This is a genomic window from Natrinema salinisoli, assembly GCF_020405205.1.
GTDB lineage: Archaea > Halobacteriota > Halobacteria > Halobacteriales > Natrialbaceae > Natrinema > Natrinema salinisoli.
The window spans coordinates 3167613-3192904 of the sequence record NZ_CP084469.1; the positions used below are offsets into that span (position 1 = coordinate 3167613).

A 25292-nucleotide genomic window follows, 5' to 3' on the forward strand; every position below is an offset into this window, starting at 1 on the left:
TTCGGGATGCTATTTATACTACTTGAGACGAATATATTTCGACGGATGGCAGAAACCCTCTACGAGCGACTCGGTGGCGAAGACGCGATCACGGCCGTCGTCGACGAGTTCTACGACCGAGTCATGGCGGACGATCAGGTCGCAGGCTACTTCGACGACGTCGATATGCAGAAACAACGCGCACACCAGGCCCAGTTCATCAGTTCGGTCACCGGCGGCCCGGTCGAATACTCCGGCGGGGAGATGGAAGACGTTCACGCGGATATGGGCATCACGCCGGCGGACTTCCGGGCGATCGCGACCCACCTCGACGACGCGCTCGCCGAGTTCGACGTCGACGAGGACGACCGCGAGGCGGTCCTCGAGGAGATCGCGGGCTATCAGGACGCGATCGTCACGGCGGCCGACTGACCCTGCCGCGGTGGATCGGTCCAGGCGGCGAACAGCGAATCGGTTCTCTTCTTCGCCCGCAAGCAATAGCGAACGGGGACACCACCGGCTACGAACTCCCCTCTCCTAACCGCTTTCGCGAACCTGTTCGCCCCTTTTTCCAGATCGTAGGAATTCACGGGCCGTTTGACGGGGCTTTCCGTTCGAGTTGCAGGTGTCATGCAGATATCCAGGAAACAACTCGCCACGTTTCTCGCGACGATCTTCGTCGTGAACCTCATCGTTATGGGCGGTGGGGCGTGGCTCTCGTATGCGAACGAACCGGCGATCCCCGACACGATCGTCGGGCCGGAGGGCGAAACGGTCGCGACGAGCGACGACGTCCAGTCCGGGAAGACGGTGTTCCAGGAGAACGGCTTGATGAATCAGGGCTCGATTCTGGGCCACGGTAGTTACTACGACACCGACTACACCGCCAACGCGCTCGAGTTGAAGACCGAGCACATGCGCGAGTATTACGCGCAGGAGCGCCACGGCGAGGAGTACGCGGCCCTCGACGCGTCGACGCAGGCCGGGATCGACCAGCAGGTCCGGCAGGAACTCCAGTCGAGTAGTTACGAGCCCGAGCGGGTCGAATACTCCGCCGCCGAAGTCTACGCCCATCAGCAGGTCCGCGAGGAGTACGTCGAACGCTACCACGAGGGCGACCGCGAGCGCGGGATCCCCGAGGGACAGGTGCCGAGCGCCGAGGAAGCGGAGGAGTTCGCTGACTTCGCGCTGTGGACCGCCTGGATCTCGCACACCGATCGCCCCGGATCCGAGGCGTCGTTCACCAACGACTGGCCGTACTCGCCCGCCGCGGGGAACGCGGCCGGCGGTCCGGTGATGACCTGGAGCGTCATCGCGATGGTGTTGCTGGTCGGCGGTGCGGGCGTCGCGATCTGGCTCTACCAGTCCATCGAGATCCCCGAGCCCGACGCCGCGGGCGTTTCGATCCCTCACCCCAGCGAAATCGATCTGACGCCGAGCCAGCTGTTGAGCACGCGGTTCATACTGATCGGCGCACTGCTGTTCGCCGCCCAGACGTTCCTCGGCGGCTTGCTCGCTCACTACTACGTCGAGCGCGACGGCTTCTTCGGGATGCGGGAGTTGATCGGTGTCGACATCCTCCAGTGGCTGCCCTGGTCGATCGCCCGGACCTGGCACGTCGACCTCGGGGTCCTCTGGATCGCCACCATGTGGCTCGGCGCGGGCCTGTTCCTCGCCCCGCTGCTGACCGGTCGCGAACCGCCCAAACAGGCCCTGTATGTCAAGGGGCTGATCGGCGCGTTGCTCGTCGTCGCCGTTGGCGGACTGGCCGGCATCTGGCTCGGCATCCACAACTACTTCGGCGACCAGCTCTGGTGGCTGCTGGGTAACGAGGGCCTCGAGTACCTCGAGATCGGCCGCGTCTGGCAGTTCGGACTGCTCGCGGGCTTCCTCGGCTGGACCGCCCTCGTGGCCCGCGGGTTCAAGCCGCTGCTGGACCGCGAGCCCCGCTACGGGCTCGCCCACATGATCGTCTACGCCGGCGGCTCGATCGGCCTGCTGTTCATCGCCGGCTTCCTCTACACGCCCCAGACCAACATCGTCACCACCGAGTTCTGGCGCTGGTGGGTCGTCCACATGTGGGTCGAGGGCGTCTTCGAGTTCTTCATCGTCGTCGTCATCGCGCTCACGCTGGTCTCGATGAACCTCCTCGCCAAGAAGTCCGCCGAGAAGGCCGTCATCTTCCAGGCCGCCCTCGTCATGGGCAGTGGCATCATCGGCGTCTCCCACCACTACTGGTGGGTCGGCCTCCCCGAGGCCTGGCTGCCCATCGGCAGCGTCTTCTCGACGCTCGAGTTCATCCCGCTCCTGTTCATCCTCTACGAGGCGCTGGGACAATACCGCGCGATGGACACCGCGGGCACCGACTTCCCCTACCGGATGGCCTTCTACTTCATCGTGGCCTCGAGCGTCTGGAACTTCTTCGGCGCGGGGGTCATCGGCTTCTTCATCAACCTCCCGCTGATCAGCTACTACCAGACCGGGACCTACCTCACCGTGGCCCACGCCCACGGCGCGATGTTCGGTGCGTTCGGCCTGCTCGCGATGGGGATGGCCGTCTACATCCTCCGGCTGACCACCCGCGCCGAGGCCTGGTCCAGCCGACGCCTGCGCTGGTCGTTCTGGTGCTGTAACGTCGGGCTGGCGCTGATGATCTTCCTCTCCCTGCTCCCCATCGGCTTCCTCCAGCTCGAGACCGCGTTCACCCAGAGCTACGCCGCGGCGCGCAGCCTCGAGTTCTACAGCGGCGGGCTGATCCAGACGCTGTTCTGGCTGCGCATGCCCGGCGACACGCTGTTGATCGCCGGTGCGGTCCTCTTCGCCTGGGACGTCGCCGCGAAGCTGCTCTTCCAGCGGAAGGCGACCGCCGGCGAGACGAGTAGCCACGTTATCGCCGACCGGATCTTCGGCGACCGCGACGCCGTCGAGCCGGTCGGCGACGACGACTGACGGCCGGCCCGTTCCGTGTCGTCGTCGGGTATCGCCCTCCGACGGCCGGAACTGCTAACAGTGTCGACTGTCGTTAGCAGGGTATGCGATGGTCGTCGGACGGCAGTTTACTCTCGAGAGACCGGATTCCGACGTATTTGATCGGGTTTGGACTCTCACTGACGTCCGTCGTGCTCGGTGAAATCGCTCTCCTCTACGCGTTCGATCCGACATCCGTCGACGATAGCGAGTTCCTCGTCGGCGTCCTTACGACGATGCCGTTCCTGATCGGCATCACGTACGCCGGTTACTGGCTCCGTTCGTCCGCGCTCTCGTCGGCACGCTACCCGCGCATCGCGGGGTGGTGTCTCGGCGGCTTGCTCACCTTCCTGATCGTCAACGTCCTCCTCATGTTCGTCATTCCGTCCGGATCCTGGCTCGTCATCTTCTCGTGGGGTCGGTGGGCCGCGGCTTTCGGCGCTGGGACCGGATTGCTCATCGGCTGTCTCGAAGGCCGCGCCATCGAGCGCGCTCTGGCCGCCGAACGCGCGGCCCTCCGAACGGAACACGTCGAGGCTCAACGGGACTACCTCGATTACCTCAACGGCATTCTCCGCCACGAGGTGTTGAACACCGCGACGGTCATCAACGGCTACGCGTCGCAGGTCCTCGAGGAGGAGTCGTCGCTGGACGACCGCAGCCGTCGGTGGCTCGAGATCGTCATCGATCACTCCGAGGACATGTCGACGGTGATCGACGACGTGCGTATCCTCCTCCAGACCACCGACGGGAACTTCCAGCTCGAGCCGGTCAACGCCACTCGAGTGGTGCGGGCCGAAGTTCGAAAACTGGAGAACGCATGGGAAGAGATCGACGTGGAGGCCTCGATTCCGCCGGACGTCCTCGTCCGCGCCGACGACTTGCTCCCCCGTATCTTCGGCAATCTCCTCTCGAACGCGGTCGAGCACAACGACGCTGCGACCCCGCGCGTCACGGTCACTGTCGAGCCCGGTCCCGACACCGTTCGGTTCGAAATCGCGGACAACGGTCCCGGGATCCCCGACTCGGAGATCGATTCGCTCTTCGACCGGGTCGAAAGTCACGGCAGCACGCACGGACTGGGACTCTACCTGGTCGACCAGCTGGTCAGCCGCTACGACGGGACCGTCGAACTCGTCGACACCGGTCCCGAGGGGAGCCGCTTCGTCGTCGAACTCCCGGCCGTCTCGCCCGAACCGGGCGGTTCGTCCGAAGAGAGCGGACTGGCAGCACTTTCGTCCGAGTGATCGACCTCGAGTCGCTCCGGTCGGATTCGACTACAGCGCTTCCTTGTACGCCTCGAGCGTCTCTTCGACGTCCTCCTCGGTGTGGCCGTAACTGACGAACTGACACTCGAACTGGTTCTGCGAGAGGAAGACGTCCTGCTCTTTCATTTTCCCCCAGAAGATGCGCCGCCAGCGTTCGGTTTCGGCGTTTTTGACGTCCCCGGCGTTTTTCGGACAGTAGTCGTAACGGGGACAGGTCGGGTCCTGTCGACAGCCGGCCTCGCACTGTTCTTCCAGGGAATCCGGCCCCGGTCCGTCTCGGGTGAATATTACCTTGAACATGCTGTCGGTGCCGGTGACGGTGTAGCTGGGGGCCTGATCGGCGACGATGTCCTGTAGTCCGCTTCGGAGCCGGTGGCCGAGCCCGTTGACGTGGTCGTAGACGTCGTTTTCCGCGGCGAATTGCAGGGTCTCGAGGCCGGCGGCCATGGTGACGGGGTGGCCGGAGAAGGTACCGGCCTGGAAGACGTCGCCGGAGGGCGTGAAGCCCTCGACGATTTCGGCGCGGCCGCCGATCGCGCCGACGGGGAAGCCGCCGCCGATGATCTTCCCGAAGGTCGTCAGATCGGGCGTGATCCCGAACTCGCTCTGGGCGCAGCCGAGGCCGCCGACGCGGAAGCCGGTGATCACTTCGTCGAAGATCAGCAGGGAGCCGTACTCGTCGGTGATATCGCGGAGGAATTCGTGGTAGCCCTCCTCGGGGTAGACGATACCGTAGTTGCCAAGAATGGGCTCGGTGAGGACGGCCGCGATATCGTCACCGTGTTTCTCGAAGGCGTCCCGCATCGCCTTCTCGTCGTTGAACGGCACCGGGATGGTGTGTTCGGCGAACGACTGCGGGATGCCCGCCGAGGACGGCTTCGGATTCTCCGCGTCGCCCTCGACCAGCGTCGACTCCTGTGCGCCGTGGTAGCCGCCCTGCATGACGACGATCTTGTTCCGACCGGTATAGCCGCGCGCGAGTCGCACCGCCGAGACCGTCGCCTCGGTCCCGGAGTTGACGAAGCGGATCTTCTCGACGCTCGGCACGTGGCGGACGACGAACTCCGCGAGGTCAACTTCGACCTCCGTCGGGGTGCCGTACATCGGGCCTTCACTGGCCTTCTGCTGGACGGCCGCCCGAACCGGCTCGGGAAGGTCGTGACCCAGCAACAGCGGGCCCAGTCCCATCACCCAGTCGATGTAGCGATTGCCGTCCGCGTCGATAACGTGGCCGCCGTCTCCCTTTTGCACGAAAAACGGATACGGCTCGATCGCCGCGCGAACCGCGGAGTTGACGCCGCCGGGCATCACCGACAGCGCCCGGTCGTACAGCTCGCGTGAGTTGTCCTCGGTCATGCGCGGGCCTTCGGATTCGGGCGGCAAAGTAGTACCGAGGTCCGTCTCCGAACCGCCGACTCGCCGCCGAACGTGGCCCCCCTCACTCCCGCGTTTCGTCGGCGGACACGCGATACCCGCGGCTCGAGGTACGTTGATGGCACGCGAAAAGAGCGACACGGACTGCGTCGAACCCAGTACAGCGTGTCCGATCGAAACCACAGCGGACTACACGGGGTCGGCCGTGAACCGGAGTGCCCACAGCCGACGTGACGCCCGGTTCGGACGGGCGTCGAAGTGCCGAACGCTGATTGTCAGAGGTCACCGTGATACGTGGGTCGCGTGAGTCGCCTCACGTCGCGATCCGTCGGCGGGCGGATCGCGATCGATCGACCGCGCGGCCCGACCTCAGACGGCGTCGGGACCGGTCTTGCCGGTGCGGATCTGGGTCGCGCCCTCGACGGGCATGACGAAGATCTTGCCGTCGCCGGGTTCGCCGGTTTCGGCACCCTCGCGGATGGCGTCGACGACTTCCTGCGCCGGGATGTCCGCGACGACGCACTCGATCTTGACTTTCTGGTGGAGATCGACCGTGTACTCCTCACCGCGCCACTGCCCTTTCTTCGCGGGTTGGGAGCCGCGACCGGAGACGTTGGTGACGGTCAGCGACGGCGCGCCGGCTTCGGCTAGCGACTGCTTGATCGCACCGAGGCGGTCGGGACGGACGATCGCGGTGACCATCTTGATCTGGCCGTCATTGGGCTCGCCACCGTCGGCGCGAATGACCTCGTCGCCACCGTCGGTGGCGATGTCGGGCTGGCCGAACTCGGGGTAGGTGTCGACGCCGTGTTCGGAGACGTCGAGCCCGTCGCGTTCGTGTTCCTCGGAGACGCGGGCCTGGCCGGCAGCCTTCAGTGCACCGAACACGAGGGCAGTCGTGACGACCGTCCAGACGGTGATTGCCACGACGCCTGCGAGTTGTGCGATGAACGCGTTGACGACGTTATCGACGACGCCCGGCGCGGCCACGAACGGGAACAGCAGGGTTCCGAGAACGCCAGCGGACCCGTGGACGGGGAAGACCGCACAGACGTCGTCGATCTTCAGGCGCTCCTCGACGAAGCTGAAGACGATCGGCAGCTGCGCGCCGGCGAGGAAGCCGACGACGATAGCGCCCCACCACGCGGCGACGTTGGGGATCGCCGTGATGCCGACGAGGCCGGCCAGCAGGCCGTTCGCCACGTAGAGCGTGTCGACTTTGCCCGTCTTCAGCAGGGCGACGGCACCGGAGCCGATTGCGCCCATCGCCATCGCCAGCGTCGTCGTCAGCGCGACGCGGCCGAGGACGGCACCGTTGAACACCATCTCTCCAGCGCTGTTCTCGACGAAGATCGAGGCCGTCCCGACGTTGAATCCGTACCAGCCGAAGGCGAGCACGAGCGTTCCCAGCACGGCGAAGGTCATCGAGTGGCCGGGAATGACGTTGACGCTACCGTCGCTGTTGTAGCGGTCCATGCGGGGTCCGAGCACCCACGCCGCGGTGAGGCCGGCGATGCCGCCCATCCCGTGGACGATCATCCCGCCGGCGAAGTCCTGGAAGCCGGTTCCGAGGAACTGGCTAACGTACGCACCGGACCACGTGATCCCGGTGACGACGGGGTAGATGACCGCCGCCAGCAGAAGCGTGTAGGTCACGTACGCGCGGAGTTTCGCGCGTCCGGCGACGGCACCGGAGACGATCGTCGCCGCCGTCATCGCGAAGACGGCCCCGTACAACCAGCCGTCGGCCCAGGATGCCGGATCGGTTCCGGCGACCCAGGTGAAGCCGCCGCCGCCGACGAGACTGCTCACGCCGGCACCGACGAGGAAGAACGCCATCACGCCGACCGACCAGGTCAGCAGGTTCTTCGTCAGCTGGTTCGCGACGTTCTTCGAGCGAACCTGACCCGCCTCCAGCATCGCGAAGCCCGCGTGCATGAAGAAGATCAGGAACGACACGACCAGAATCCACGTGTAGTTGAGCGCCCCTGCCAGCATTTCGGTATCGGCCTGCAGGATCGTCGGCTCCATCAGGCATCCACCCCTCTCTCCTGGTCACTGCTACTCGAATCTGCCATACGTTCGTCCTCTTTCAGTGCAATCTCGTTCATGATCGTCCTCCTAATCACGTTAGAGGTTCTTGTACCTGTATCATTTAAGCATTAGCCTTTACAAATAGGCAAAATAATGCCTGTAATAGGTGTATCCGTCCAAAGCTAGAGCAGATTTAACGTATATAAGGGCATTCGAAATCACGTCTTTTTCGAGCAACGGTTATATTTTACCTGTTTGTCAACCGCCACTGAGCGACGAACCAGTTCGAAATCGAGACAATCGCCCCAAAATAGGCGCCAGTACGGGCGTATCGGCTGGGATGCGCTCGCGCGCGGCAGATATTGCCCACCCGTCGCGCCGGGACGGTCTGAGATTGACATTCGTCTAATCACGCGTCCCCAGCGAGAGAATGTGGTCGTTTTAGCCGCCTTTCCGGTCCCGCGACGAGACTATCTCGGCCAACGCGGCCGATCCTACAGCCGCTCCGCGATATCCTCGGCGAAATACGTCAGAATCAGGTCCGCACCCGCACGTTTGATCGACAGCAGCGATTCGGTGGCGGCCGCGTCGAGATCGAGCCACCCCTTCTCGGCGGCGGCGTGGAGCATCGCGTACTCGCCGGAGACGTTGTAGGCGGCGACGGGGTGGTCGAACTCCCGACGAACGTTAGCGATGATGTCGAGGTACGCCAGGGCGGGTTTGACCATCATCACGTCCGCGCCCTGCTCGGCGTCCAGCCGGACCTCCCGCATGGCTTCCCGCGAGTTCGCGGGATCCATCTGATAGTGTCTGCGGTTGCCGAAGGAAGGCGCGCCGTCGGCGGCGTCACGGAAGGGGCCGTAGAACGCGCTCTCGTACTTGGCCGCGTAGCTCATGATCGGGACGTGTTCGAAGCCTGCCTCGTCCAGCGCCGAGCGAATGGCCCCGACCATGCCGTCCATCATCCCGCTCGGCGCGACCATGTCCGCGCCCGCACGGGCGTGCGAGACGGCGATCTGCTCGAGCGCGTCCAGGGTGGCGTCGTTGTCGACGGTCGTCGTCGGCTCGCAGGCGGGGCCGCCCTCGACGACCTCCTCGCTCCGGAGCTCCTCCTCGAGCGGGCCGCAGTGACCGTGATCGGTGTACTCACAGAGGCAGACGTCCGTGATGACGTACGCGTCGGTTTCGCTCGTGATCCGGCGGAGCGCCTCCTGAACGACGCCGTCCTCGGCCCAGGCGCGGGTGCCTTCGGAGTCTTTCGATTCCGGGATGCCGAAGAGCATGACCGCTTCGACGCCCGTCTCGAGGACTTCCTCGACGCGGGCGACGATCCCCTCGATCGGGACACGATCGTGACCGGGCATCGACTCGATGGGCGTGCGCTCGTCGGTCGTGGCGTCGACGAACACCGGTGCGATGAGATCGGCCGGCTCGAGACTCGTCTCGCTGACGAGGTCCCGAACCCGGTCCTGTCGAAGGCGACGGGGACGGTGAGTGAGATCCATATCGGTGCATTTGCCGGGAGTCGCAAAAGCACCTCGCTCCGGAATCGATCAGTGCCGGTCGTCAGTCTTCGGCTTCGCTCGTCGGAATCGCCGCTCGATGCTCGAGCGGATCGCGACGGTCGTTGTTACGGCCGGAGTACACGACCTCTGACTCCCGCCGAACTCACAACTCGCTTATACGACCCGGCGGCGAAGAGCGCTCGATGGCAGCGCAATCACGTCGGAAGGGCGCAGCACGGTGTACGGACTGCGGCAGAGCGTTGGCAGTCTGGCTCTCGGGGGACGAGGTTCGACCGATCGGGAGCGCCGACGGCTGTCCGTGCGGTGGTACGTCCTTTCGCGTGTTCTGGTAAGGCTGTATAGTAGGGTGGCCTGAGAAAGCCGCGTTCTTTCCCGACTCCGCGTCTAGGGACGACCGTGTCAAACGCCGAGGAAGCGGTCAGCGCCCTCGAGGGGCTCGGACTAACCGAGTACGAAGCCCGCTGTTTCGTGGCGCTCGTCCGGATCTCGACGGGGACCGCCAAGGAGATCAGTCAGGTCGCGGACATCCCCCGTTCGCGGGTGTACGACACGATCGAACGGCTCGACCGAAAGGGGCTCGTCAGCGTCCAGCAGACCGAACCCCGTCAATACAAGGCCGTCCCGGTCGAGACGGCGTGTCGGCGAATCCGCGAAGACTACGACTCGCGGATCAACGCCGCCGAGCGCTCCCTCGGCCAACTCGAGGAACCCGACTCGCGGGACGACGAGGGAATGTGGGCGATCACCCAGAAGGAACACGTCACCGAACGCGTCGTCCGCTTCCTGGAGGAGGCCGAGGAGACGATTCACTACCTCGTCCCGGCGACGGAGGTGGTCGATCGACCGATCCTCGACGGGCTTCAGTCGGCCGCCGATCGCGGCGTCAGCGTCTACATCGAAGTACCGACCGGAGACGATCGCGAGGAGTTCGCGGCGGCAGTTCCCGACGCCGACGTCGTCGTCGCACCCGACCTCGAGACGACCAGTACCGTCCACGACGAGTGGCCGGCACAGTTGCTCATGGCCGACCAGGAAGCGATCGTCGCGGCCGGGGTCAAAGAGAGCGATCTCCCCGACGTGGTCAACGAGACGGCGGTCTGGACCTACGGCCGCGATCACGGGTTCGCCGTCTGGACTCGCGAACTGCTGGACGACCGGCTCGAGGAACGCGACGAGGACCGAACGACGGACGATTGAGTCGTCCGTCGTCGTCCCCGCTCGAGGACGGGCTGACGTGACGGCTCCACTCGGTTCCCTCGTGACCGTTCGACCGTCGCCGTTCGCGGTCGGTGCAGGGACTTCCGTAACCGAAGGGAGTACGCAGTTTTAAGTACGCGTCTCGTGTTTAATCTGCTAGCAATGGCCATAGACCCGCAGTTCCACGAGAACCGCGAACAGGTCGACGAGCACGAAGGACACTCAGTCTGGGGTCCCGTCGACGAACCCGAAGAGCTGGGGATCCACGGCACGCACGTCGCGGTCGACTTCGACATCTGTATCGCCGACGGGGCCTGCGTCGAGGACTGCCCGGTCGACGTCTTCGAGTGGATCGACACGCCGGGCCACCCCGAAAGCGAAGAGAAGGCCGATCCGGCGAACGAAGCGCAGTGTATCGATTGTATGCTCTGCGTCGACGTCTGCCCGGTCGACGCCATCGACGTCGACGCCGGACGCACGGCGTAAAATTACTCGGCGCGATCCACGTCGACTTTCTCTTTCAGGCTCTCGAGCCCGTCGGCTTCGGCGAGCTCCTGGAGACGCTCGCGGAAGTGTTCCTCGCAGAGGCCAACCCTGAGCCCGTCTGACTCGGCGGCGAAGGCAGCCTCGCGGTCACAGTAGTGGCAGTTCATACCCGGCCGTTAGGACCACGATGCATTGAACCCTCCGCTAGCGGCCAGGGTTCAGGTCAGCCGACTGTCAACTCGAGGCGTTCGTACGCCCTCCTGGAGAGTCCGGCGACGCCGAGGCGCTCGTCGTGGGCGTCGCTGCCGCCGGTCGCGAGCAACCCGTGTCGCTCGATCGCTCGCTCGACGGGCGCGCGATCGACCTCGCGACCGTAGGGATACTCGAATTCGACGGCGTCGAGTTCGGCCGCCAGCGCGAGCGCGCTCTCGGGATCGCGGTACCGTAGCGGGTGGGCCAGCGAGACGAGCCGACACGATTCAGCCAATGCCGTCCGCCCCCGTTCGAACGAGGGGACGTCCCGAGGCACGTAGCACGGACAGTCGGAGCCGATGACGTGATCGAACGCGCCCTGATAGTCGTACTCGGTCTCGGGATGTGCCTCGATCGCCCGCGCGATGTGGGGCCGCCCGAACCCGCCGTCGACGGTCACGTCCAGATCGATGCCGAGCCGCGATTCCACGCAGTCGACGATCGCCCGCCCACGCTCTTTTCGGTTCGCCTGAATGTCCGCGAGAATCGCCTCGAGGTCCGCGCTCGGCTCGAGTCCGTATCCGAGCAGATCGAGCCGCTGGCCCCCCGGCGTCTCGACGCGAAGCTCGATCCCGTGAACGAGCGTCACGCCGTCACGCTCGACGACTGGCCCGTCGAACGGCTGTACCCGATCGTGGTCGGTCACCGCGACGACCTCGACGCCGCCGCTGCGGGCGGCCTCGGGGACCGCCTCGAGTGCGAGGCTGCCGTCCGAGCGCGTCGTGTGGACGTGTAAGTCCGCGTAAGGCATACGATATCCGAACGCCCCCGCTCGTAAAGGCGTTTCTCCGGCCCTGCTGCCGGTTTTCGGAATCTCTAGAGCTGTATTAGGTATATTAGGTATCCAGTGCTACTAGGAAACATAGATGGACAATGTTTATAATTATCGTTCACGCAGGTTAGGGCGTAATGCTGCTCAATGGCACCGGCGAGGTCATCGACGACCACGAGTACCCCGCGACGACCGAAGAAATGATCGAGGAGTACGGCGATCGCACCCTCGAACTCCCGAACGGTAGCGAGACGGTCGGCGATGTACTCGCCCGCCTCGAGTCCGAGACCTTCGAAACACCGGAGGACGCCCGCTTCGCTGTCTACTCCGCCGTCAGCGACAAGGCGATCGGACGCGTCGGCTACAGCGACCGCGACCCGACCCCGGTCGGCAGCCCGTATTCGCCCGACGCGGTTTCCTTCTAACAAACTTTTTTAGCGGGGTCCTCCCTCGCTTCGCTCGGTCGAACCCCGCCAAAAAACTTTGATGAAAAAAGGCCGAGCGCTCGCTTCGCTCGCGCTCGGTACAACTACTTTGCCACGATGGCTACGGGTAGCGGAACACCGTTAGCATCCGCGAGCGAACGGAAGGAGGAGTGCTTTTATACTAAATTTTGCCGAGGGCGCGGCGAAGCCGCGCCCGCAGAGCAAAATTTAGTTGAAGTTGTCGATGACCGGAATGCCGACCGTCTCGAAGTCGGTCATCGACTCGAGTTTGTCGCTGACGTCTTCGAGGCCGATCGTTTCGGAGACGACTTTTTCCGGATGGAGTTTCCCCGTCGAGACCATGCGGAAGATCTCGTCGTAGCGGGTCGGCGGCATGCCCAGCGAGCCGATGAACTCGATCTCCTGCATGACCATCGCGTCGGTCGGCAGGGTGACCATACCCTGTTCGTCCTGCGTCGTGAGTCCGACCTGGATGTGCTGGCCGCGGGTACCGAGGCTCATCACGGAGTTCTGGCTCGTCGTTTCGATCCCCAGCGCGTCCATGGCGACGCCCGCCCCGCCGTTCGTGATCGACGTGACTTCGCCGGGCACGTCGTCGACGTCCTCGGCGTTGACCGTCTCGACGGCCCCGAGATCGCGGGCTTTCTCGAGCTTCTCGTCTTTGAGATCGACAGCGACGACGTTGCCGCCCAGCGCGTCGGCGATGTGGACCGCCGAGAGGCCGACGCCGCCGCAGCCGTGGATGGCGACCCAGTCGCCCGCGCCGACGTCGGCGCGGTGGGCCAGCGCGTGGAACGACGTCATGAACCGACAGCCGAGGCCGGCCATGTCGACGGACGAGACGCCGTCGGGGAGTTTCACGAGGTTGTGACCGGCCGACGGGACGTGGACCTGTTCGGCGAACGCGCCCTGCGCTTGCTCGATGAACCCCAGCGGCATCACGTTCTCGCAGGTGTTGGAATGGCCTCGCTGACACTGCGGGCAGGTTCCGTCGCCGAGGTTGAACGGGATCGCGACGTGATCGCCCTCCGCGACGCCCTCGACGTCCTCGCCGACGGCCACGACGTGACCGGCGGGCTCGTGGCCCAGAATCTGCCCCGGCTGCGTCTCGAGGCCGAGCCATCCCCAGTCGCCCTGCCAGCCGTGCCAGTCGCTCCGACAGACGCCACAGGCTTCGACGTCGACGATCGCCCCGTCGGGTGCCGGCTCCGGCGCGTCGACGTCTTCGATCGAGAGCGGTTCGCCGTGTTCCTCGAGGACTGCTGCGCGCATGGGTCTGCCTGACTATACCACACTACAAATAGGTCACAGTCTGTTGCAGTACGTGACAGTGGACGGCCCGAGCAGCGTCGTCGGAGCGGACGCCCCGTTCAGTGCAGAAAGTCGATCGCGTCGCTCAACTCGAGGGGAACCGACCCTTTCTGATAGCCTTCGACGTGGCCGTTCGGCCGGACGCGATAGACGACGGCGGGGCGGTGTCGGACGTCGGGTTGTTCGCCGCGAACGGCGGACCACGAATCGTCGCGGAAACTCGAGCAGTCGACGAAGAGGACGGCACCGCCGCCGTGTTCGGCCAGTTGGCCGTTGGTCTTGGTTTCGGCGGTGTCGCGGACGGCGGCGACGGGGCCGGACGCGACGCGGTTCCCCGGCGGCTGCGGTCGGGTGACTTCGACGAGGACGTTGGTATCGTCGCTTTCGGCCCGGAAGTCCAGCGAGTGGCCGGTCGTGACCTCGATCTCCGGGACGACGTCGTAGCCCGCGTCCGTGAGGATCTTCGCGGCGATGAACTCCGCCATCGCGGCGCTCATCCGGACGCGATCGACGTGGTCGCTGGTGCCGAGCTTGCCCGACATGACGTGTCGGTACTCGTCGAGGACGCCCGTTTTGAGGAAGTCCTCGAAGAACCGGGTCGTCTCCCGGCGGCCGGCGTCGGGAAACCCGGCGGCGTGCTCCCGGAAGAACGCACGGGTCGAGTGACGGCCGTCCTTGGACATGAACACCGGCAAAAAGAACCACGAGATGTGGGGATAGTCGGCGAGCCAGGGGTCTTCCTCGTGAAGCGTCGCAGTCAGTTCACGCTGAGCCCACCGGGAGACGTGGTGTGGAACCTCCCGCCACCCGAACTTGTCGGTTTTCCACAGTGCGGAGGGCGTTTCGGTGTTGCCCATCCAGTAGGCGTCCGAGTCGTTACGTGCGAAGAGGGCGACGTCGCCGTTTTGCATCTCGAAGCGGTGTGTCTGCCAGTCGCCGCCGATCTTGAACCACGGCGAGACTGCCTCTGCGCCGATATTGGACTGCAGCGGCTGGAGAATATCGTGTTTGACTCGCCCGTCGCTCCAGGACTGGGGCGAGTAACGAAAGCGAAGCGGCCGTGCCACGATCCACTCTATGGGGCGGGAGTGCATATATCGTTCGCTGTCAGGCGGGAGGCGGATTCGCCCGCTTGATCCGTGCATTCGGTCACTCACACCGATATCCGGGTGTCCGTTTCGGTGGCTGGCGATGTGATGGACCGTTACATTAATAGTTGCAAGCGCCCTACCTTGTTCATACCTACCATGTCAATGGGTGCCTATGACGAGGACGAACACGAGCGCCGCGAAAAGCAAGCCTCGACGGTCGACACGGACTTCGACGACGAGCGAACGATCTACCACGGGGAAGTTGAGTACGATTCGGGGGACTCTGCGGAGGAACTGCTAGATCAGTTCGAGCAGATCAAGTCGAACTAGCGGTGGTCGACGGGAATCGACTTTTTCCATCGCCGTCCTTGCAACAGGATCGAGAGCGTCGCAACGACGAGAACTACGACAGCGTGGCCGCCGAGCGCGACGAGTAACACGGGCTGTCCAGCGACTACCGGAAGCAACAGGAGTTGTACTGCCGCGATGCCGATATTGATAGCGTCGACGCGCTAGTACGTCCTCGTCAGTCCGGGTTCCCCGCTCGCCTCCGTCACTCGAGGGCGTCCCAGTCCGGCGTTTCGGGCGCGCCCCGGTCCGTCTCGACGGCGTCGGCGACGGTTGGCGAGGGGACGGCCTTCCTGGACTCTCGGTAGCGCTGATACCAGTCGCGGATGGCCGGCCCGACCCACGACTCGCCGTCGGCCGAGTTGCCCTCGTTCGTCCCGAGCACCCGCGTTTTCGCCCGCTCGTAGTGGTGATCGGAGATCGCCGGCGTTCCGGGACTCGAGGCGGCGGCGACCGCGATCAACTCGGCTCGATCCCGCCGCGTGAGCGCGCCGGCTGCGGCCCGGTCGACCACGCCCTCGAGGTCGTCCGGTCGCGGATGGCAGAAGAGCTTCGCGCCGATCGCCTGCGAGCCGAGCAACAGACCGCCGGGATCGTCGTGATCCGCCTCGAGCAGGCGGTCGCCGCCGAACGCCGATTCGACGCGTTCGCATTCGGTCTCCTGCTCGAGCGCGAGATTGTGTTCCGGATACGCGCGACACTCGTCGGGATAGAGATCGCCGTCGTGGATTCGACACTGCAGCGTGGTCGGGTCGAGAAAGACGCAGGTCGGCAGCCACGTCGGCTCCTCGCGACCGAACGGCGCGACCGGTTTCGGCGGCTTCCGGAGGCCGACGAAGAAGACCGGCCGACCCGCGACCGCAGCGACGGTTCGACCGTCGATTTCGACGCCCTCGCTCTCCGTCCGTGCGTGCCAGAACCGCGGTTGCAGGGCCGCGCCCATCCCCGACTCGAGGAACGCCCGCACCTCGTCGCGGGTCAGCGGGACGAAGTTGGTGTCGTCGTCGAGCGGCTCTCGGGACGCCTCCCGGTCGTCGTCGCGGCCGGCGAACGGCTTGCGAGCCCGCTGTCGGTCGGTCCTGCGACCGTCCCCGCCGTCGGCGTCTCGAGCGGTCGTCGACGCGTCACCGTCCGCGAGCAGTGACTGCCAGTCCATGCAACACCCCGCACAGTCCTCGCAGTTCACCTCCATGTGCGGCGGTACGTCACTGGACCGTATAACCGCTGTGCGGGATCTCGCCATCGGACGGCCACGCCGAACGGGCGACGGCGCGGGCGAACGACTTTGACCGTCGGGAACCCACCCTCCCGTATGTCCAAGGACTCCTGTGACGGCTGCGGTCGAACGGTCACGGTTTCCGGCGGGATCGCCAACCTCTGGTCGTTCGGGACCGACGCCGGCACCGTCGGGACGGCGATAACGCTCGAGCTCGAGGACGGGACGTCGCACCTGTTGTGTTACCCGTGTCTCGAGGCGGTTCCGGACTATCCGACGGCCGAGGACATCGAGCGCCTCGAGCAGGTCGACGGCGAAACCTCGCAATTGGGGCCGCTGTAGCGGGATTTCCACCGTACCGGCGGCTCCGTATCGGCCGACGGTTCGAAAAATGGAGGATGTGGGGAGTGGAGGCGATACTGGCGGTACCGGCACACTGCACCGTTGTCAGCACGGACGCGTTTCTTCTGCAACGACCACGACAGCAACCGCAACCGGGAGCGGAAGGGGTGGGATTCGAACGCCACGAGGCGAAATGCCGCCGCGGAACCAGGTGGCACCGCGGTGCTCTACCGCTGAGCGACCCTTCCGCACTCCGTTCGACGGCGGATTTCGTCTTTGTAATCGGCCGACTACCGACCCGCCGAGCGCGCTCGCCGTTACGTAGGGGGCCGATACCGACGGGTAGACGGTGGTTTCCGTGTTGGGTATCTGCGCGCTCGAGTCGAGGGGTTTTCCGCGAGCGCGACACTCCGCAGGGTTTAGGACGCGGCCGCGCCGTGAGTCGAACGGTGAATCCCGAGCGGATCTTCGAGGAGTTCCCCGCGCCGAACTACCGGGGGACCCAACAGCAGGCCCTCCGCGACATTCGCGACGCCTTCGCGGCCGATAACGACGTCGTGCTCGTGCGCGCGCCGACGGGGAGCGGCAAGTCCCTGCTGGCCCGCGCCGTCGCCGGCTGCGCCAGACGGGCGGACGAGGGTGACCCGAGCGACGCCACGGGCGCATACTACACGACCCCGCAGGTCTCCCAGCTCGACGACGTCGCGGCCGACGATCTGCTGGCCGATCTCAACGTCATCCGCGGGAAGTCGAACTACACCTGCATTCTGCCGGAGGAACGCGAGACGCCGGTCAATCAAGCGCCTTGCGTCCGCGAACGGGGCTACGACTGTTCGGTCAAACACCGGTGTCCGTACTTCTCGGACCGGGCCATCGCCTCGAACCGCGAAATCGCGGCGATGACGCTTGCCTACTTCATGCAGACCGCCGGGAGCGAGGTCTTCCGCAAGCGCGACGTCGTCGTCGTCGACGAGGCCCACGGCCTCGCGGAGTGGGCCGAAATGTACGCGACCATTCAACTGGGACCGCGAACCGTCCCCTTCTGGGACGACCTTCGGGTTCCCGAGGTGGACGACGTCGAACGAGCCGTCCGATACGCCGAAAGCCTCGCACAGACCTGCACGCGTCGCAAAGACGACCTGCTCGCACAGGATGCGCTCTCCCCCGGCGAAGTACGCGAACGCGACCGCCTCCAGGAACTCATCGGCGAACTCGAGTGGTTCGTCTCGGACTACCGCGACCCCCAGAGCCCGACGACGTGGCTGGTCGATCAGTCCGAACCGAGCGCTCGCGATGCCGGTGGGGATGGGAGCGACGACGACGGCGACGAGCCGCAGGGCGGCCCGCTGACGATCAAGCCGATGAACCCCGAGAAGTACCTCCAGCACACCGTCTGGGACCGGGGCAACAAGTTCGCGCTCCTGTCGGCGACCATCCTCAACAAGGAAGCCTTCTGCCGGCAGGTCGGGCTCGACCCCGACGGCGTCGCGCTGGTCGACGTCGACCACACGTTCCCCGTCGAGAACCGGCCGCTGTACGACGTCACGCAGGGGAAAATGACCTACGACGAGCGCGACGAGACGACGCCGAAGATCGCCCGCACGATCGTCCGTCTGATGCAACACCACCCCGACGAGAAGGGGCTAATCCACGCCCACTCCTACGACATTCAGGAGCGCCTCGCCGACCTCCTGACCGACTTCGGCGTCGGCGACCGGATCCGAACCCACGACCGCGACGGCCGCGACGCGGCACTCGACGCGTGGAAGGCCAGCGACGACCCCGACGTCTTCCTCTCGGTGAAGATGGAGGAGGCGCTGGACCTCAAGGGTGATCTCTGCCGCTGGCAGGTCATCTGCAAAGCGCCGTTTCTCAACACCGGCGACTCGCGGGTGGCCCACCGACTCGAGGAAGGTCAGTGGGCCTGGTACTACCGAACGACGCTCCGAACCGTCATTCAGGCCTGCGGGCGGGTCGTCCGCGCCCCCGACGACTACGGCGCGACGTATCTGGCGGACTCGAGTCTGGTGGATTGCTTCGATCGCGCTCGAACGGACATGCCCGAGTGGTTCGAGGCGCAGGTCGACCGCATGTCTCGGCCGGATCTGCCGGCGTTCGAGCCGCGGGCCGCACTCGGTGACTCCGCGGCCGGCTCGACCGGACGGACGGAAGCGGGCTCCGGAACGGGGTCGTCGCGCCGGAATCGAGCGAGCGAGACGGACGCCAGCGGCGGGAGCGACGGCCGCTCGTCGTCGCGATCGAGTCGATCCGGTCGATCATCCCGCTCGAGTCCCCTCGCGGACGTCTGGGACACGGACGAGTAATAGCGGCGGTGGGAGCGACCGCTCGATACGGACTCGCTCCCGACCGGCGAAGCGCCGGGTGACCGTCGCGTCAGAAGATCGCCGTCGCGCCCCAGGCGACCATCGAAGTCACCATGAGCAGCGCGAAGAGAAGGGCGATGAGCTGATTCGTTTCCATACTCCGTGTGAAATCGCTCCGCGAGTATCAATCCCACGACAACGTGTCCGTCCGATCGATCACGAGCCGGAGCCGCTCACTCGAAGCGGGCGTCGACGACGACGTGTGCGACGCCTGCGCTGTGGCTCTTCACTCGCCGTTTCTCGAGGATCTCGAGTTCGCGTCCCGCCGCGTCGGCGGCCGCCTCGAGCCGCTCGAGCGGCCGATCCCACAGTCGCGATTCGGGGGTCGCCTCGTGATAGTGGACGACGCCGCCGGGAACCAGCGCGGCGAGAGCGTCCTCGAGGAAGTCGTGTGCCTCGTCGGTTCGGTTCCCGGCGTCTTTGGTGCCGTTCCCATCTGAAATCCCGTAGTACCCCATGACCACCCGATCGACCTCGAGGTCGCCCGCGAGGTCGCGGCAGTCGGTCATGTAGGCGTCGACTCGGTCGTCGACCTCGTTGAGTACGGCGTTCTCGAGCAGGTACCGAAATGCGGTCGGATTGATCTCCGTGGCCGTCACCTGCGCGCCCGCTCGGGCCAGCGGCAGGGTGAAGTAGCCGATGCCGGCGAACATGTCGAAGACGCGCTCACCGTCGACGTCCAGCTCTCCCATTCGGGCGCGTTCGGCCTGATTCCCGGGCGAGAACATCACTTTGGCGGGATCGAGCCCGTACCGGGTCCCGTGCTCCGTATGGATCGTCTCCGTGTCGCCGTCTCCGGCGATCAGCCGGGTCCGCGGCTCGCGGTAGGTGCCGGCCGCGCCGTCGTTCGCGATCCCCTCGTCGGCCAGCACGCTGTCGGCCTCGCCGTGGAGTTCGAGCAGGGCCTCGCCCAGTTCGGACTCGTTGGGACATCCATCGGGCACCGTCGCGAGGATCACTGATCCGATCACCGCCCACGAACCCGGGGCCGACTCGAGGTCGGCCTCGCTCCAGCCCCGTTCGGCCAGCAGTCCCTCGAGGTTCGGGCTCCGGGGCTCGGGGTCGAGCTGTTTGACGACCTCGAGGACCGCCGTCTCGGTCGGCGGCTCCGTGATGGGGAGGGCGACCCGTTCGGGGCCGTCCTCTAGGACGTGCCTCGAGTCGTCGTAGACGCCCTCGGCGCGCAGCGACTCGATCGCCGTCTCCGCGCGCGATTTGGCGACGATCACCGCGAGGGGTCCGTCCGCCGTCGCCGGCTCGAGGACGTCGTCGACCGCGGCCTCGAGATCGTGGGATTCCTCCGCTGCTGGCTGGTCGCCGGTATCCGCGTCTTCCTCAGTCATCGCTCTCGTCTGGGAGGACGTGCAATCCGGCGCGGCTCTTCAACACGGGAACGGTCTCGGCCTCTGGATCGAAGTAGTCCGGCCGGGAGACGGTTTTCGCCTGGAACGTCTCGGGGTCGAGTATCTGCACGGCGTTGTCGTCCTCGACGGTGACGACCGTCGCCTCGACCGCGTCCTCGAGATCGCCGAGTCTCCGTGCGTCCGGCGAATTGCCTTCCTCGTAGCTCGCCTCGTAGCGCTCGCCGGTCGTCACGCGGACGCCCTTGAGGTTGCCGCGGGCGCTGCGGACGAGGACGGGACCGCCGTCGTCGTCGGCGAGGTCGATGACGTCGCCGGGGGTGTACGGCGGCAGGCGGACGGCGAACGTGACCCGGTAGACCTCGTTGCCGTCTTCGTCCTCCGTGACGAGGGTTTCGGCGTCGTTGACGGTGCCGCCGAACTCCTCGAGCATCTTGTTCGAGATCTTCTTGCCGATCTTGTTGGTCGAGACCTTGATGTTCAGGCCGTCGTCGGTTTCGCCGACTTCGGTGACGAAGGCGTTGCGGTCGCCCGTGGCCTCCATGTCTTCGACGATCTGGTTCGCGATCTCTTTCGCGCGTTCGGTCTCTTCGGTCGTGGGGGTTCGATCCTCGGCGCGGATTTGCACGATGCTGGCGTAGTAGTCGCCGGCGATCCGCCCGCAGCGGGTACAGGTCTGGCGGGCGATCTTGACCGGGACCGTCACCTGCTCTTCGACCGGCGTTCCCCGCACCACGCCCGTGAAGAAACAGTGCATCCGGATCGTGTTCTGATCGACCTGCTCGGGGTCGATCTGCCAGGCGACGTCCTCGACGTCGACGTGGACGGCCAGCGCCTCGCTGACCTCTTCGATGGCGATGTCCGTGTAATCTTCCGCGCCGACGTCGACCCATCGATTCCCCCGATAGACCGCACCACAGCGGGAGCAGACGCGAACGTCGATCCGGTCCGGCGCGTCCACGAAGTCGAAGTCCTCGAAGTAACACGAATCGCAGAGTTCGACCTCCGCACCGGGCCGCAGCGGATCGTTCGCGTCGCTCGCCGACCGCTCGGGTACCGCATCCCCGCACCGGGGACAGAACGCACGCGACTCACTCATTGCCCCCGTTTGGAACCTCGGGGAGTTAAGCGGCCTGTTGTGGCCCCTCGAGTCGCACGGGGTCGCTCGAATCGGCCACCGGGTCACCCTCGCGGCCCGCGATCGGTCCCGTCTCGTGACTGTCCCTCCTCTCTACGCGAAACGGAGGGGGTCCTCGATAGAAGTAGTCAGACGACTGTCAGACAATGCTACAATTCACTGTCGTCAGACGTGACCACGTCACGCGGTCTCCATCCGAAACGAAGGGGTTAGAAAATGCAATGGATGCAGTATTTGATTGAGCGAAGACGGCGCTAAAAGTAATGTCTATATGACAGTTTCGATGTCGGTGGCGGTATCTCTATTCGTTCTGCTCATTGCTCTCTCGAGGATCATCGACGAGTTCGTAGACTCTCGTGTCGTAGCGGTCGTGGATGTGCTCGTGCTCGGCTAGCCGAGTAAACCGGCTCGAGGACGATCAGCCTCCACCGTCGTTTTCTACTAGCGTAACGGTCTCCGAACGTAGCGTCAATGTACTTATTTTTCCGGAGCCCCTCGGTTACGGTATGAACTGGCAGGCGGACTGGGGATTGCGGTTTCGGATGTTCGTGACGATGTTCCTGCTGTTCGCGCTGTACATCGTCTTCGCCGGAGTGATCACCGCTTACGTCGGCGGTGGGCTGTTGCTCTTTGGACTCATGTTCGGCGGATTCTCGCTCGTCCAGTACTACTTCAGCGACACGCTCACCCTCCGAAGCATGGGCGCGAAGACGGTCTCGGCCGACGAGTATCCGCAACTGCACGCCTCGATCGAACGGCTCTCTCAGCAGGCCGACCTTCCGAAACCGAAGGTGGCGGTCGTCGACTCGAAGGTTCCCAACGCCTTCGCGACCGGACGCAACCAGAAAAACGCGGCCGTCTGTGTGACGTCCGGGCTCATGAACTCGCTCGAGCAGGACGAACTCGACGGCGTCCTCGCACACGAACTCGCGCACGTGAAGAACCGCGACATGATGGTGATGACGATCGCCTCGTTCCTCTCGACCATCGCGTTCATGATGGTCCGCTGGGGCGCGTTCTTCGGCGGCGGTCACGGCCGCGGTCGCGGCGGCGGGGGCGGCGGCATCGTCGTCGCCATCCTCGTCTCGCTGGTCGTCTGGATCATCAGCTACCTGCTCATTCGGGCGCTCTCCCGGTACCGCGAGTACGCCGCCGACCGCGGGGCCGCCGCCATCACCGGTAACCCCTCCGCGCTGGCCTCGGCGCTGCTGAAAATCTCGGGCGAGATGGACAAGGTCCCGAAAGACGACCTGCGCGAGGAGGCCGAGATGAACGCCTTCTTCATCATCCCGATCAAGTCCGGCATCGTCGGGCGGCTCTTCTCGACGCACCCGCCGACCGAGCGCCGCGTCGAACAGCTCCGCGACCTCGAGCGCGAAATGCAGTCCTTCTAAGGGATCTCCCACCTCACACGACCTATGGGACTACTTGACGGACTCCGCGCGATCCTCGGCTCGCGCGCCGAGGCCGACGCTGGCCGCGACGCCGACCCCGACGACCTCTTCGGGATGAGCACGGCCTACCTCACGATGGAGGCCGATCTGGGCTACGACTCGCTGGACGTCGGCGCGCTCTGTTTCTCCGGCGTCGACTCGAGCGACTTCCGGGACGCCGTCGACGAGGTCGAGGCGATCCTCGAGGCCGGACAGGAAGAGACCGGGACCGGCTTTTCGGTCACCGCGGACGATCACGGCTATCACTGGGTGATCTTGGAGGACGACGACCCGGAGGATCTGATCACGAGCATGCACTTCGCCGCGGACACCTTCATCGAGCACGGCTACGGGTCGCGGCTGCTGGCGGCCGTCTTTGCGTACGAAAATCGGGATGGCCCCGCCTACTGGATCTACTCCTTCCGCCGGGGGCGGTTCTATCCGTTCGTTCCGCGGTCCGGTCGGGAGCGCGACTCGAGCGCGGAGTTCACCCTCGAGTCGGCGCTGGACGGGGAACTCGAGATCGAGCGCGAGAAGGAGTACTGGTATCCGCTCTGGCCCAGCGAGCGCGGGACGCATCCCTGGGAATGAGTGCTGGGCGGGCGGGAGTGGCGGCGGCTCTCGCTTTGCGGTCCGTGTCCGGCTCCTCGTTCGGCTGACTCCCAAAGCATGTTGGAGTCACTGGTAATGCGGTGGCGCGTATAGACAGGAGTACGCGGCAGGAAGCCACATCATCACAACTGCGCCATACACCAGTTGCCCCCCTTTTCCTGCCGCAGCCGTTTCTTCGGTACCGAGCCGTCGGCTCGAGCGGAGTCGGGTATCGGCTCGAGAATGGCTGTCGAGTAGTCACGAATACGGACTCGATAGCTGTCGTGCTGGCAACACGGAGTTGCCACACCCTCCCCACCCGATTCGTTCGCTCCGAAGTCGCTCACTCATCCCTCGCACGGCTTTGTTCCGCGATTCGCTTTTCGCTCACGGTTCCCGTCGGTCACCGTTCGCGTTTCGAGGCCTCACTTCGTTCGACCTCGCATCGCTCATCGCGTCCCAGCGCGCGCCACCGCACGCCGGTGTCACCCACTGTTATACCGGTTCGGTGGGTAGCCGCGACCAGTGACCGAGTGGAACCAGTACAAGGGAGATTCGCACAATTCGGGGCTTCGGCGCGACCTCGAGGGGCCGGCACGCGTGGGCGAGGCGTGGACGGCCGACCTCGCCGAATCGGTCGGGTCGCCGGTGCTCGATCGGGACACCGTCTACGTCGGCACGAGTCGCGGCAACTGCTACGCCCTCGAGCGGGAGACGGGTCGCCGTCGGTGGACGTTCGAGACGACGGCGGCGACCGACGCGACGCCGGTCGTCACCCGCGAGCGGCTGTATCTGGGGACGAACGACGGCACGCTCTACGCGCTCGATCCTCCCACCGGCGAAGCGGAGTGGCAGGCCGAGCTACCGGGGTCGCTCGAGTCCGCGCTCGCCCTCTCCGACGGCCGACTCTACGCCGGCCACGTGGGCGGGTTGTCCGCGCTCGAGGCCGAGACGGGAACGGTCCTGTGGACGCACGAGACTGAGTCGGCAGTGGTCGGCTCGCCGGCCATCGCGGACGGCCGGGAGGGCGGACAGCGCCGGTCGGCGCTGGACGAGCACCGGGACGACGAGCTGGTTGATTCGATGGAGGGGTCGATGATGGTCGATTCCGAGCGGGGACAGGAACTGGAACCGGATCGACGGTGGGAGATCGATCAGGAGCGGGTGTTCGCCGGGACCGCGGACGGGACGGTGCTCGCGCTCGAGGCCGAGTCGGGCGAGGAGGTCTGGACTGCGCCGGTCGGCGGTGGCGTCGCGAGCGGGCCGACGATCGCCGACGGTCGCGTTTACGTCGGAGACGATGGGGGGACGATGCTCGCACTCGACGCGAACGCCGGTCACTCGTGGTTCACCTACGAGATCGCCGACGCGTTCACCACGTCCGCGACCGTGCTCGCGGACGCGGAGACGACGTTCATCGGTGCCGGAGACGGCTACCTCCACGTCACCGACACGACCGTCGGCCGCCGCAAACTTCGCGGCTGGCTCTTTTCGCGCAAGGGGGTCGAACTCGACGGGCCGGTTCGGTCCTGTCCCGTCGTCGCCGGAAACGTCCTCTGCGTCGGCGATGCGACCGGCTCTCTCTACGGAATCGACGTCGCCGATCCGGAGCCGCTGTGGCGGTTCACGGCCGACGAGGCCATCAGCGGAACGCCCGCGCTCGCCCCCGAACGGCTGTACGTCGGCAGCGCGGACGAGCGCCTCTACTGTCTCGAGTGGGACGCCGAGGTACCACTGCGCTGAGACCGCCCCTCCGATTCGCGTCGTCGTGACGCC

Annotated in this window: 25 protein-coding genes and 1 tRNA gene; 13 read left to right on the top strand and 13 right to left on the bottom strand. The window is 65.5% G+C overall.

Annotation, left to right across the window (positions count from 1 at the left end; all coding sequences use genetic code 11):
- Positions 1-45 precede the first annotated feature (45 nt).
- From LDB05_RS15585 to LDB05_RS15595, 3 genes are all read left to right on the top strand, one after another.
- Positions 46-411 (top strand): group I truncated hemoglobin, encoded by a 366-nt coding sequence (locus tag LDB05_RS15585; protein ID WP_226004909.1) that lies wholly within the window; start codon positions 46-48, stop codon positions 409-411.
- A gap of 198 nt (positions 412-609) precedes the next feature.
- Positions 610-2928 (top strand): nitric-oxide reductase large subunit, encoded by a 2319-nt coding sequence (locus LDB05_RS15590; RefSeq protein ID WP_226004910.1) that lies wholly within the window; start codon positions 610-612, stop codon positions 2926-2928.
- An 83-nt stretch (positions 2929-3011) separates the two neighbouring features.
- Positions 3012-4193: a sensor histidine kinase gene (locus tag LDB05_RS15595; RefSeq protein WP_226004911.1), complete on the top strand. Its 1182-nt coding sequence runs from the start codon at positions 3012-3014 to the stop codon at positions 4191-4193.
- A gap of 30 nt (positions 4194-4223) precedes the next feature.
- On the opposite strand, the gene hemL is transcribed toward LDB05_RS15595, so the two are convergent.
- The 3 genes from hemL to hemB all read right to left on the bottom strand — a co-directional run bounded on the left by hemL (position 4224) and on the right by hemB (position 9127).
- Entirely contained in the window at positions 4224-5570 is a 1347-nt protein-coding gene (gene hemL, locus LDB05_RS15600) for a glutamate-1-semialdehyde 2,1-aminomutase (protein WP_226004912.1), read from the bottom strand.
- Between the two features lie 387 nt (positions 5571-5957).
- Positions 5958-7619, bottom strand: a complete 1662-nt coding sequence (locus tag LDB05_RS15605) for an ammonium transporter (protein ID WP_226004913.1) — start codon at positions 7617-7619, stop codon at positions 5958-5960.
- Between the two features lie 497 nt (positions 7620-8116).
- Entirely contained in the window at positions 8117-9127 is a 1011-nt protein-coding gene (hemB, locus tag LDB05_RS15610; protein ID WP_226004914.1) for a porphobilinogen synthase, read from the bottom strand.
- 203 nt (positions 9128-9330) lie between these two features.
- Between hemB and LDB05_RS15615 the strand changes: the two genes are divergently transcribed.
- From LDB05_RS15615 to LDB05_RS15625, 3 genes are all read left to right on the top strand, one after another.
- Positions 9331-9480, top strand: coding sequence for a hypothetical protein (locus LDB05_RS15615; protein WP_226004915.1), 150 nt, complete (start codon positions 9331-9333; stop codon positions 9478-9480).
- A 64-nt stretch (positions 9481-9544) separates the two neighbouring features.
- Positions 9545-10345, top strand: a complete 801-nt coding sequence (locus LDB05_RS15620; protein ID WP_226004916.1) for a TrmB family transcriptional regulator — start codon at positions 9545-9547, stop codon at positions 10343-10345.
- Positions 10346-10507: 162 nt separating this feature from the next.
- Positions 10508-10831, top strand: coding sequence for a 4Fe-4S dicluster domain-containing protein (locus tag LDB05_RS15625; RefSeq protein WP_226004917.1), 324 nt, complete (start codon positions 10508-10510; stop codon positions 10829-10831).
- A 2-nt stretch (positions 10832-10833) separates the two neighbouring features.
- Here LDB05_RS15625 and LDB05_RS15630 read toward each other — a convergent pair whose 3' ends face one another.
- On the bottom strand, positions 10834-10998 hold the full coding sequence (locus tag LDB05_RS15630; protein ID WP_180839735.1) for a DUF6757 family protein: 165 nt from the start codon (positions 10996-10998) through the stop codon (positions 10834-10836).
- 56 nt (positions 10999-11054) lie between these two features.
- Positions 11055-11834 carry a PHP domain-containing protein gene (locus tag LDB05_RS15635; RefSeq protein WP_226004918.1) on the bottom strand — a complete coding sequence of 260 codons (780 nt, stop codon included), beginning with the start codon at positions 11832-11834 and terminating at the stop codon, positions 11055-11057.
- Positions 11835-11992: 158 nt separating this feature from the next.
- Between LDB05_RS15635 and LDB05_RS15640 the strand changes: the two genes are divergently transcribed.
- A complete protein-coding gene (locus tag LDB05_RS15640) occupies positions 11993-12280 on the top strand; it encodes a DUF5789 family protein (protein ID WP_226004919.1) in 288 nt (95 codons plus the stop codon).
- Positions 12281-12508: 228 nt separating this feature from the next.
- On the opposite strand, the gene LDB05_RS15645 is transcribed toward LDB05_RS15640, so the two are convergent.
- Positions 12509-13573, bottom strand: coding sequence for a zinc-dependent alcohol dehydrogenase family protein (locus LDB05_RS15645; RefSeq protein ID WP_226004920.1), 1065 nt, complete (start codon positions 13571-13573; stop codon positions 12509-12511).
- 98 nt (positions 13574-13671) lie between these two features.
- Entirely contained in the window at positions 13672-14679 is a 1008-nt protein-coding gene (locus LDB05_RS15650) for a DUF5784 family protein (RefSeq protein WP_226004921.1), read from the bottom strand.
- Positions 14680-14859: 180 nt separating this feature from the next.
- Between LDB05_RS15650 and LDB05_RS15655 the strand changes: the two genes are divergently transcribed.
- On the top strand, positions 14860-15033 hold the full coding sequence (locus tag LDB05_RS15655; RefSeq protein WP_226004922.1) for a DUF5786 family protein: 174 nt from the start codon (positions 14860-14862) through the stop codon (positions 15031-15033).
- On the opposite strand, the gene LDB05_RS23620 is transcribed toward LDB05_RS15655, so the two are convergent.
- Both LDB05_RS23620 and LDB05_RS15660 read right to left on the bottom strand, forming a co-directional pair.
- On the bottom strand, positions 15030-15203 hold the full coding sequence (locus LDB05_RS23620) for a DUF7530 family protein (RefSeq protein WP_425498607.1): 174 nt from the start codon (positions 15201-15203) through the stop codon (positions 15030-15032). The genes LDB05_RS15655 and LDB05_RS23620 overlap by 4 nt on opposite strands.
- 53 nt (positions 15204-15256) lie before the next feature.
- Positions 15257-16243 carry a YkgJ family cysteine cluster protein gene (locus tag LDB05_RS15660; protein WP_226004923.1) on the bottom strand — a complete coding sequence of 329 codons (987 nt, stop codon included), beginning with the start codon at positions 16241-16243 and terminating at the stop codon, positions 15257-15259.
- Positions 16244-16363: 120 nt separating this feature from the next.
- Between LDB05_RS15660 and LDB05_RS15665 the strand changes: the two genes are divergently transcribed.
- Entirely contained in the window at positions 16364-16609 is a 246-nt protein-coding gene (locus LDB05_RS15665) for a DUF7561 family protein (protein WP_226004924.1), read from the top strand.
- Positions 16610-16768: 159 nt separating this feature from the next.
- Here LDB05_RS15665 and LDB05_RS15670 read toward each other — a convergent pair.
- Positions 16769-16857, bottom strand: a tRNA-Gly gene (locus tag LDB05_RS15670).
- A gap of 201 nt (positions 16858-17058) precedes the next feature.
- Here LDB05_RS15670 and LDB05_RS15675 point away from each other — a divergent pair.
- Positions 17059-18933, top strand: coding sequence for a helicase C-terminal domain-containing protein (locus LDB05_RS15675; RefSeq protein WP_226007923.1), 1875 nt, complete (start codon positions 17059-17061; stop codon positions 18931-18933).
- Between the two features lie 70 nt (positions 18934-19003).
- On the opposite strand, the gene LDB05_RS23625 is transcribed toward LDB05_RS15675, so the two are convergent.
- The 3 genes from LDB05_RS23625 to LDB05_RS15690 all read right to left on the bottom strand — a co-directional run bounded on the left by LDB05_RS23625 (position 19004) and on the right by LDB05_RS15690 (position 21453).
- Positions 19004-19090, bottom strand: coding sequence for a surface glycoprotein (locus tag LDB05_RS23625; protein WP_226007924.1), 87 nt, complete (start codon positions 19088-19090; stop codon positions 19004-19006).
- 76 nt (positions 19091-19166) lie between these two features.
- Positions 19167-20336 carry a class I SAM-dependent methyltransferase gene (locus LDB05_RS15685; RefSeq protein WP_226004925.1) on the bottom strand — a complete coding sequence of 390 codons (1170 nt, stop codon included), beginning with the start codon at positions 20334-20336 and terminating at the stop codon, positions 19167-19169.
- On the bottom strand, positions 20329-21453 hold the full coding sequence (locus tag LDB05_RS15690) for a 60S ribosomal export protein NMD3 (RefSeq protein WP_226004926.1): 1125 nt from the start codon (positions 21451-21453) through the stop codon (positions 20329-20331). Before LDB05_RS15690 ends, LDB05_RS15685 begins: the two co-directional genes overlap by 8 nt.
- A 545-nt stretch (positions 21454-21998) precedes the next feature.
- On the opposite strand from LDB05_RS15690, the gene htpX reads away from it, so the two are divergent.
- From htpX to LDB05_RS15705, 3 genes are all read left to right on the top strand, one after another.
- Positions 21999-22886 carry a zinc metalloprotease HtpX gene (gene htpX / locus LDB05_RS15695; protein ID WP_226004927.1) on the top strand — a complete coding sequence of 296 codons (888 nt, stop codon included), beginning with the start codon at positions 21999-22001 and terminating at the stop codon, positions 22884-22886.
- Positions 22887-22910: 24 nt separating this feature from the next.
- Positions 22911-23516 carry a PspA-associated protein PspAB gene (pspAB, locus tag LDB05_RS15700; protein ID WP_226004928.1) on the top strand — a complete coding sequence of 202 codons (606 nt, stop codon included), beginning with the start codon at positions 22911-22913 and terminating at the stop codon, positions 23514-23516.
- A 525-nt stretch (positions 23517-24041) separates the two neighbouring features.
- Complete coding sequence (locus LDB05_RS15705; protein WP_226004929.1) at positions 24042-25259, top strand: outer membrane protein assembly factor BamB family protein; 1218 nt, start codon at positions 24042-24044, stop codon at positions 25257-25259.
- Positions 25260-25292 lie beyond the last annotated feature (33 nt).

Excerpts from the sequence above, each read along its gene's own strand:
- LDB05_RS15615 (WP_226004915.1), top strand. The coding sequence starts at position 9,331 with ATGGCAGCGCAATCACGTCGGAAGGGCGCAGCACGGTGTACGGACTGC.
- LDB05_RS15655 (WP_226004922.1), top strand. The coding sequence starts at position 14,860 with ATGTCAATGGGTGCCTATGACGAGGACGAACACGAGCGCCGCGAAAAG.
- LDB05_RS15595 (WP_226004911.1), top strand. The coding sequence starts at position 3,012 with ATGCGATGGTCGTCGGACGGCAGTTTACTCTCGAGAGACCGGATTCCG.
- LDB05_RS15585 (WP_226004909.1), top strand. The coding sequence starts at position 46 with ATGGCAGAAACCCTCTACGAGCGACTCGGTGGCGAAGACGCGATCACG.
- LDB05_RS23625 (WP_226007924.1), bottom strand. The coding sequence starts at position 19,090 with ATGGAAACGAATCAGCTCATCGCCCTTCTCTTCGCGCTGCTCATGGTG.
- pspAB (WP_226004928.1), top strand. The coding sequence starts at position 22,911 with ATGGGACTACTTGACGGACTCCGCGCGATCCTCGGCTCGCGCGCCGAG.
- LDB05_RS15660 (WP_226004923.1), bottom strand. The coding sequence starts at position 16,243 with ATGGAGGTGAACTGCGAGGACTGTGCGGGGTGTTGCATGGACTGGCAG.
- LDB05_RS15605 (WP_226004913.1), bottom strand. The coding sequence starts at position 7,619 with ATGGAGCCGACGATCCTGCAGGCCGATACCGAAATGCTGGCAGGGGCG.
- LDB05_RS15630 (WP_180839735.1), bottom strand. The coding sequence starts at position 10,998 with ATGAACTGCCACTACTGTGACCGCGAGGCTGCCTTCGCCGCCGAGTCA.
- hemL (WP_226004912.1), bottom strand. The coding sequence starts at position 5,570 with ATGACCGAGGACAACTCACGCGAGCTGTACGACCGGGCGCTGTCGGTG.
- LDB05_RS15640 (WP_226004919.1), top strand. The coding sequence starts at position 11,993 with ATGCTGCTCAATGGCACCGGCGAGGTCATCGACGACCACGAGTACCCC.
- LDB05_RS15635 (WP_226004918.1), bottom strand. The coding sequence starts at position 11,834 with ATGCCTTACGCGGACTTACACGTCCACACGACGCGCTCGGACGGCAGC.
- LDB05_RS15685 (WP_226004925.1), bottom strand. The coding sequence starts at position 20,336 with ATGACTGAGGAAGACGCGGATACCGGCGACCAGCCAGCAGCGGAGGAA.
- hemB (WP_226004914.1), bottom strand. The coding sequence starts at position 9,127 with ATGGATCTCACTCACCGTCCCCGTCGCCTTCGACAGGACCGGGTTCGG.
- LDB05_RS15625 (WP_226004917.1), top strand. The coding sequence starts at position 10,508 with ATGGCCATAGACCCGCAGTTCCACGAGAACCGCGAACAGGTCGACGAG.
- LDB05_RS15645 (WP_226004920.1), bottom strand. The coding sequence starts at position 13,573 with ATGCGCGCAGCAGTCCTCGAGGAACACGGCGAACCGCTCTCGATCGAA.
- LDB05_RS15690 (WP_226004926.1), bottom strand. The coding sequence starts at position 21,453 with ATGAGTGAGTCGCGTGCGTTCTGTCCCCGGTGCGGGGATGCGGTACCC.
- LDB05_RS15665 (WP_226004924.1), top strand. The coding sequence starts at position 16,364 with ATGTCCAAGGACTCCTGTGACGGCTGCGGTCGAACGGTCACGGTTTCC.
- htpX (WP_226004927.1), top strand. The coding sequence starts at position 21,999 with ATGAACTGGCAGGCGGACTGGGGATTGCGGTTTCGGATGTTCGTGACG.
- LDB05_RS15590 (WP_226004910.1), top strand. The coding sequence starts at position 610 with ATGCAGATATCCAGGAAACAACTCGCCACGTTTCTCGCGACGATCTTC.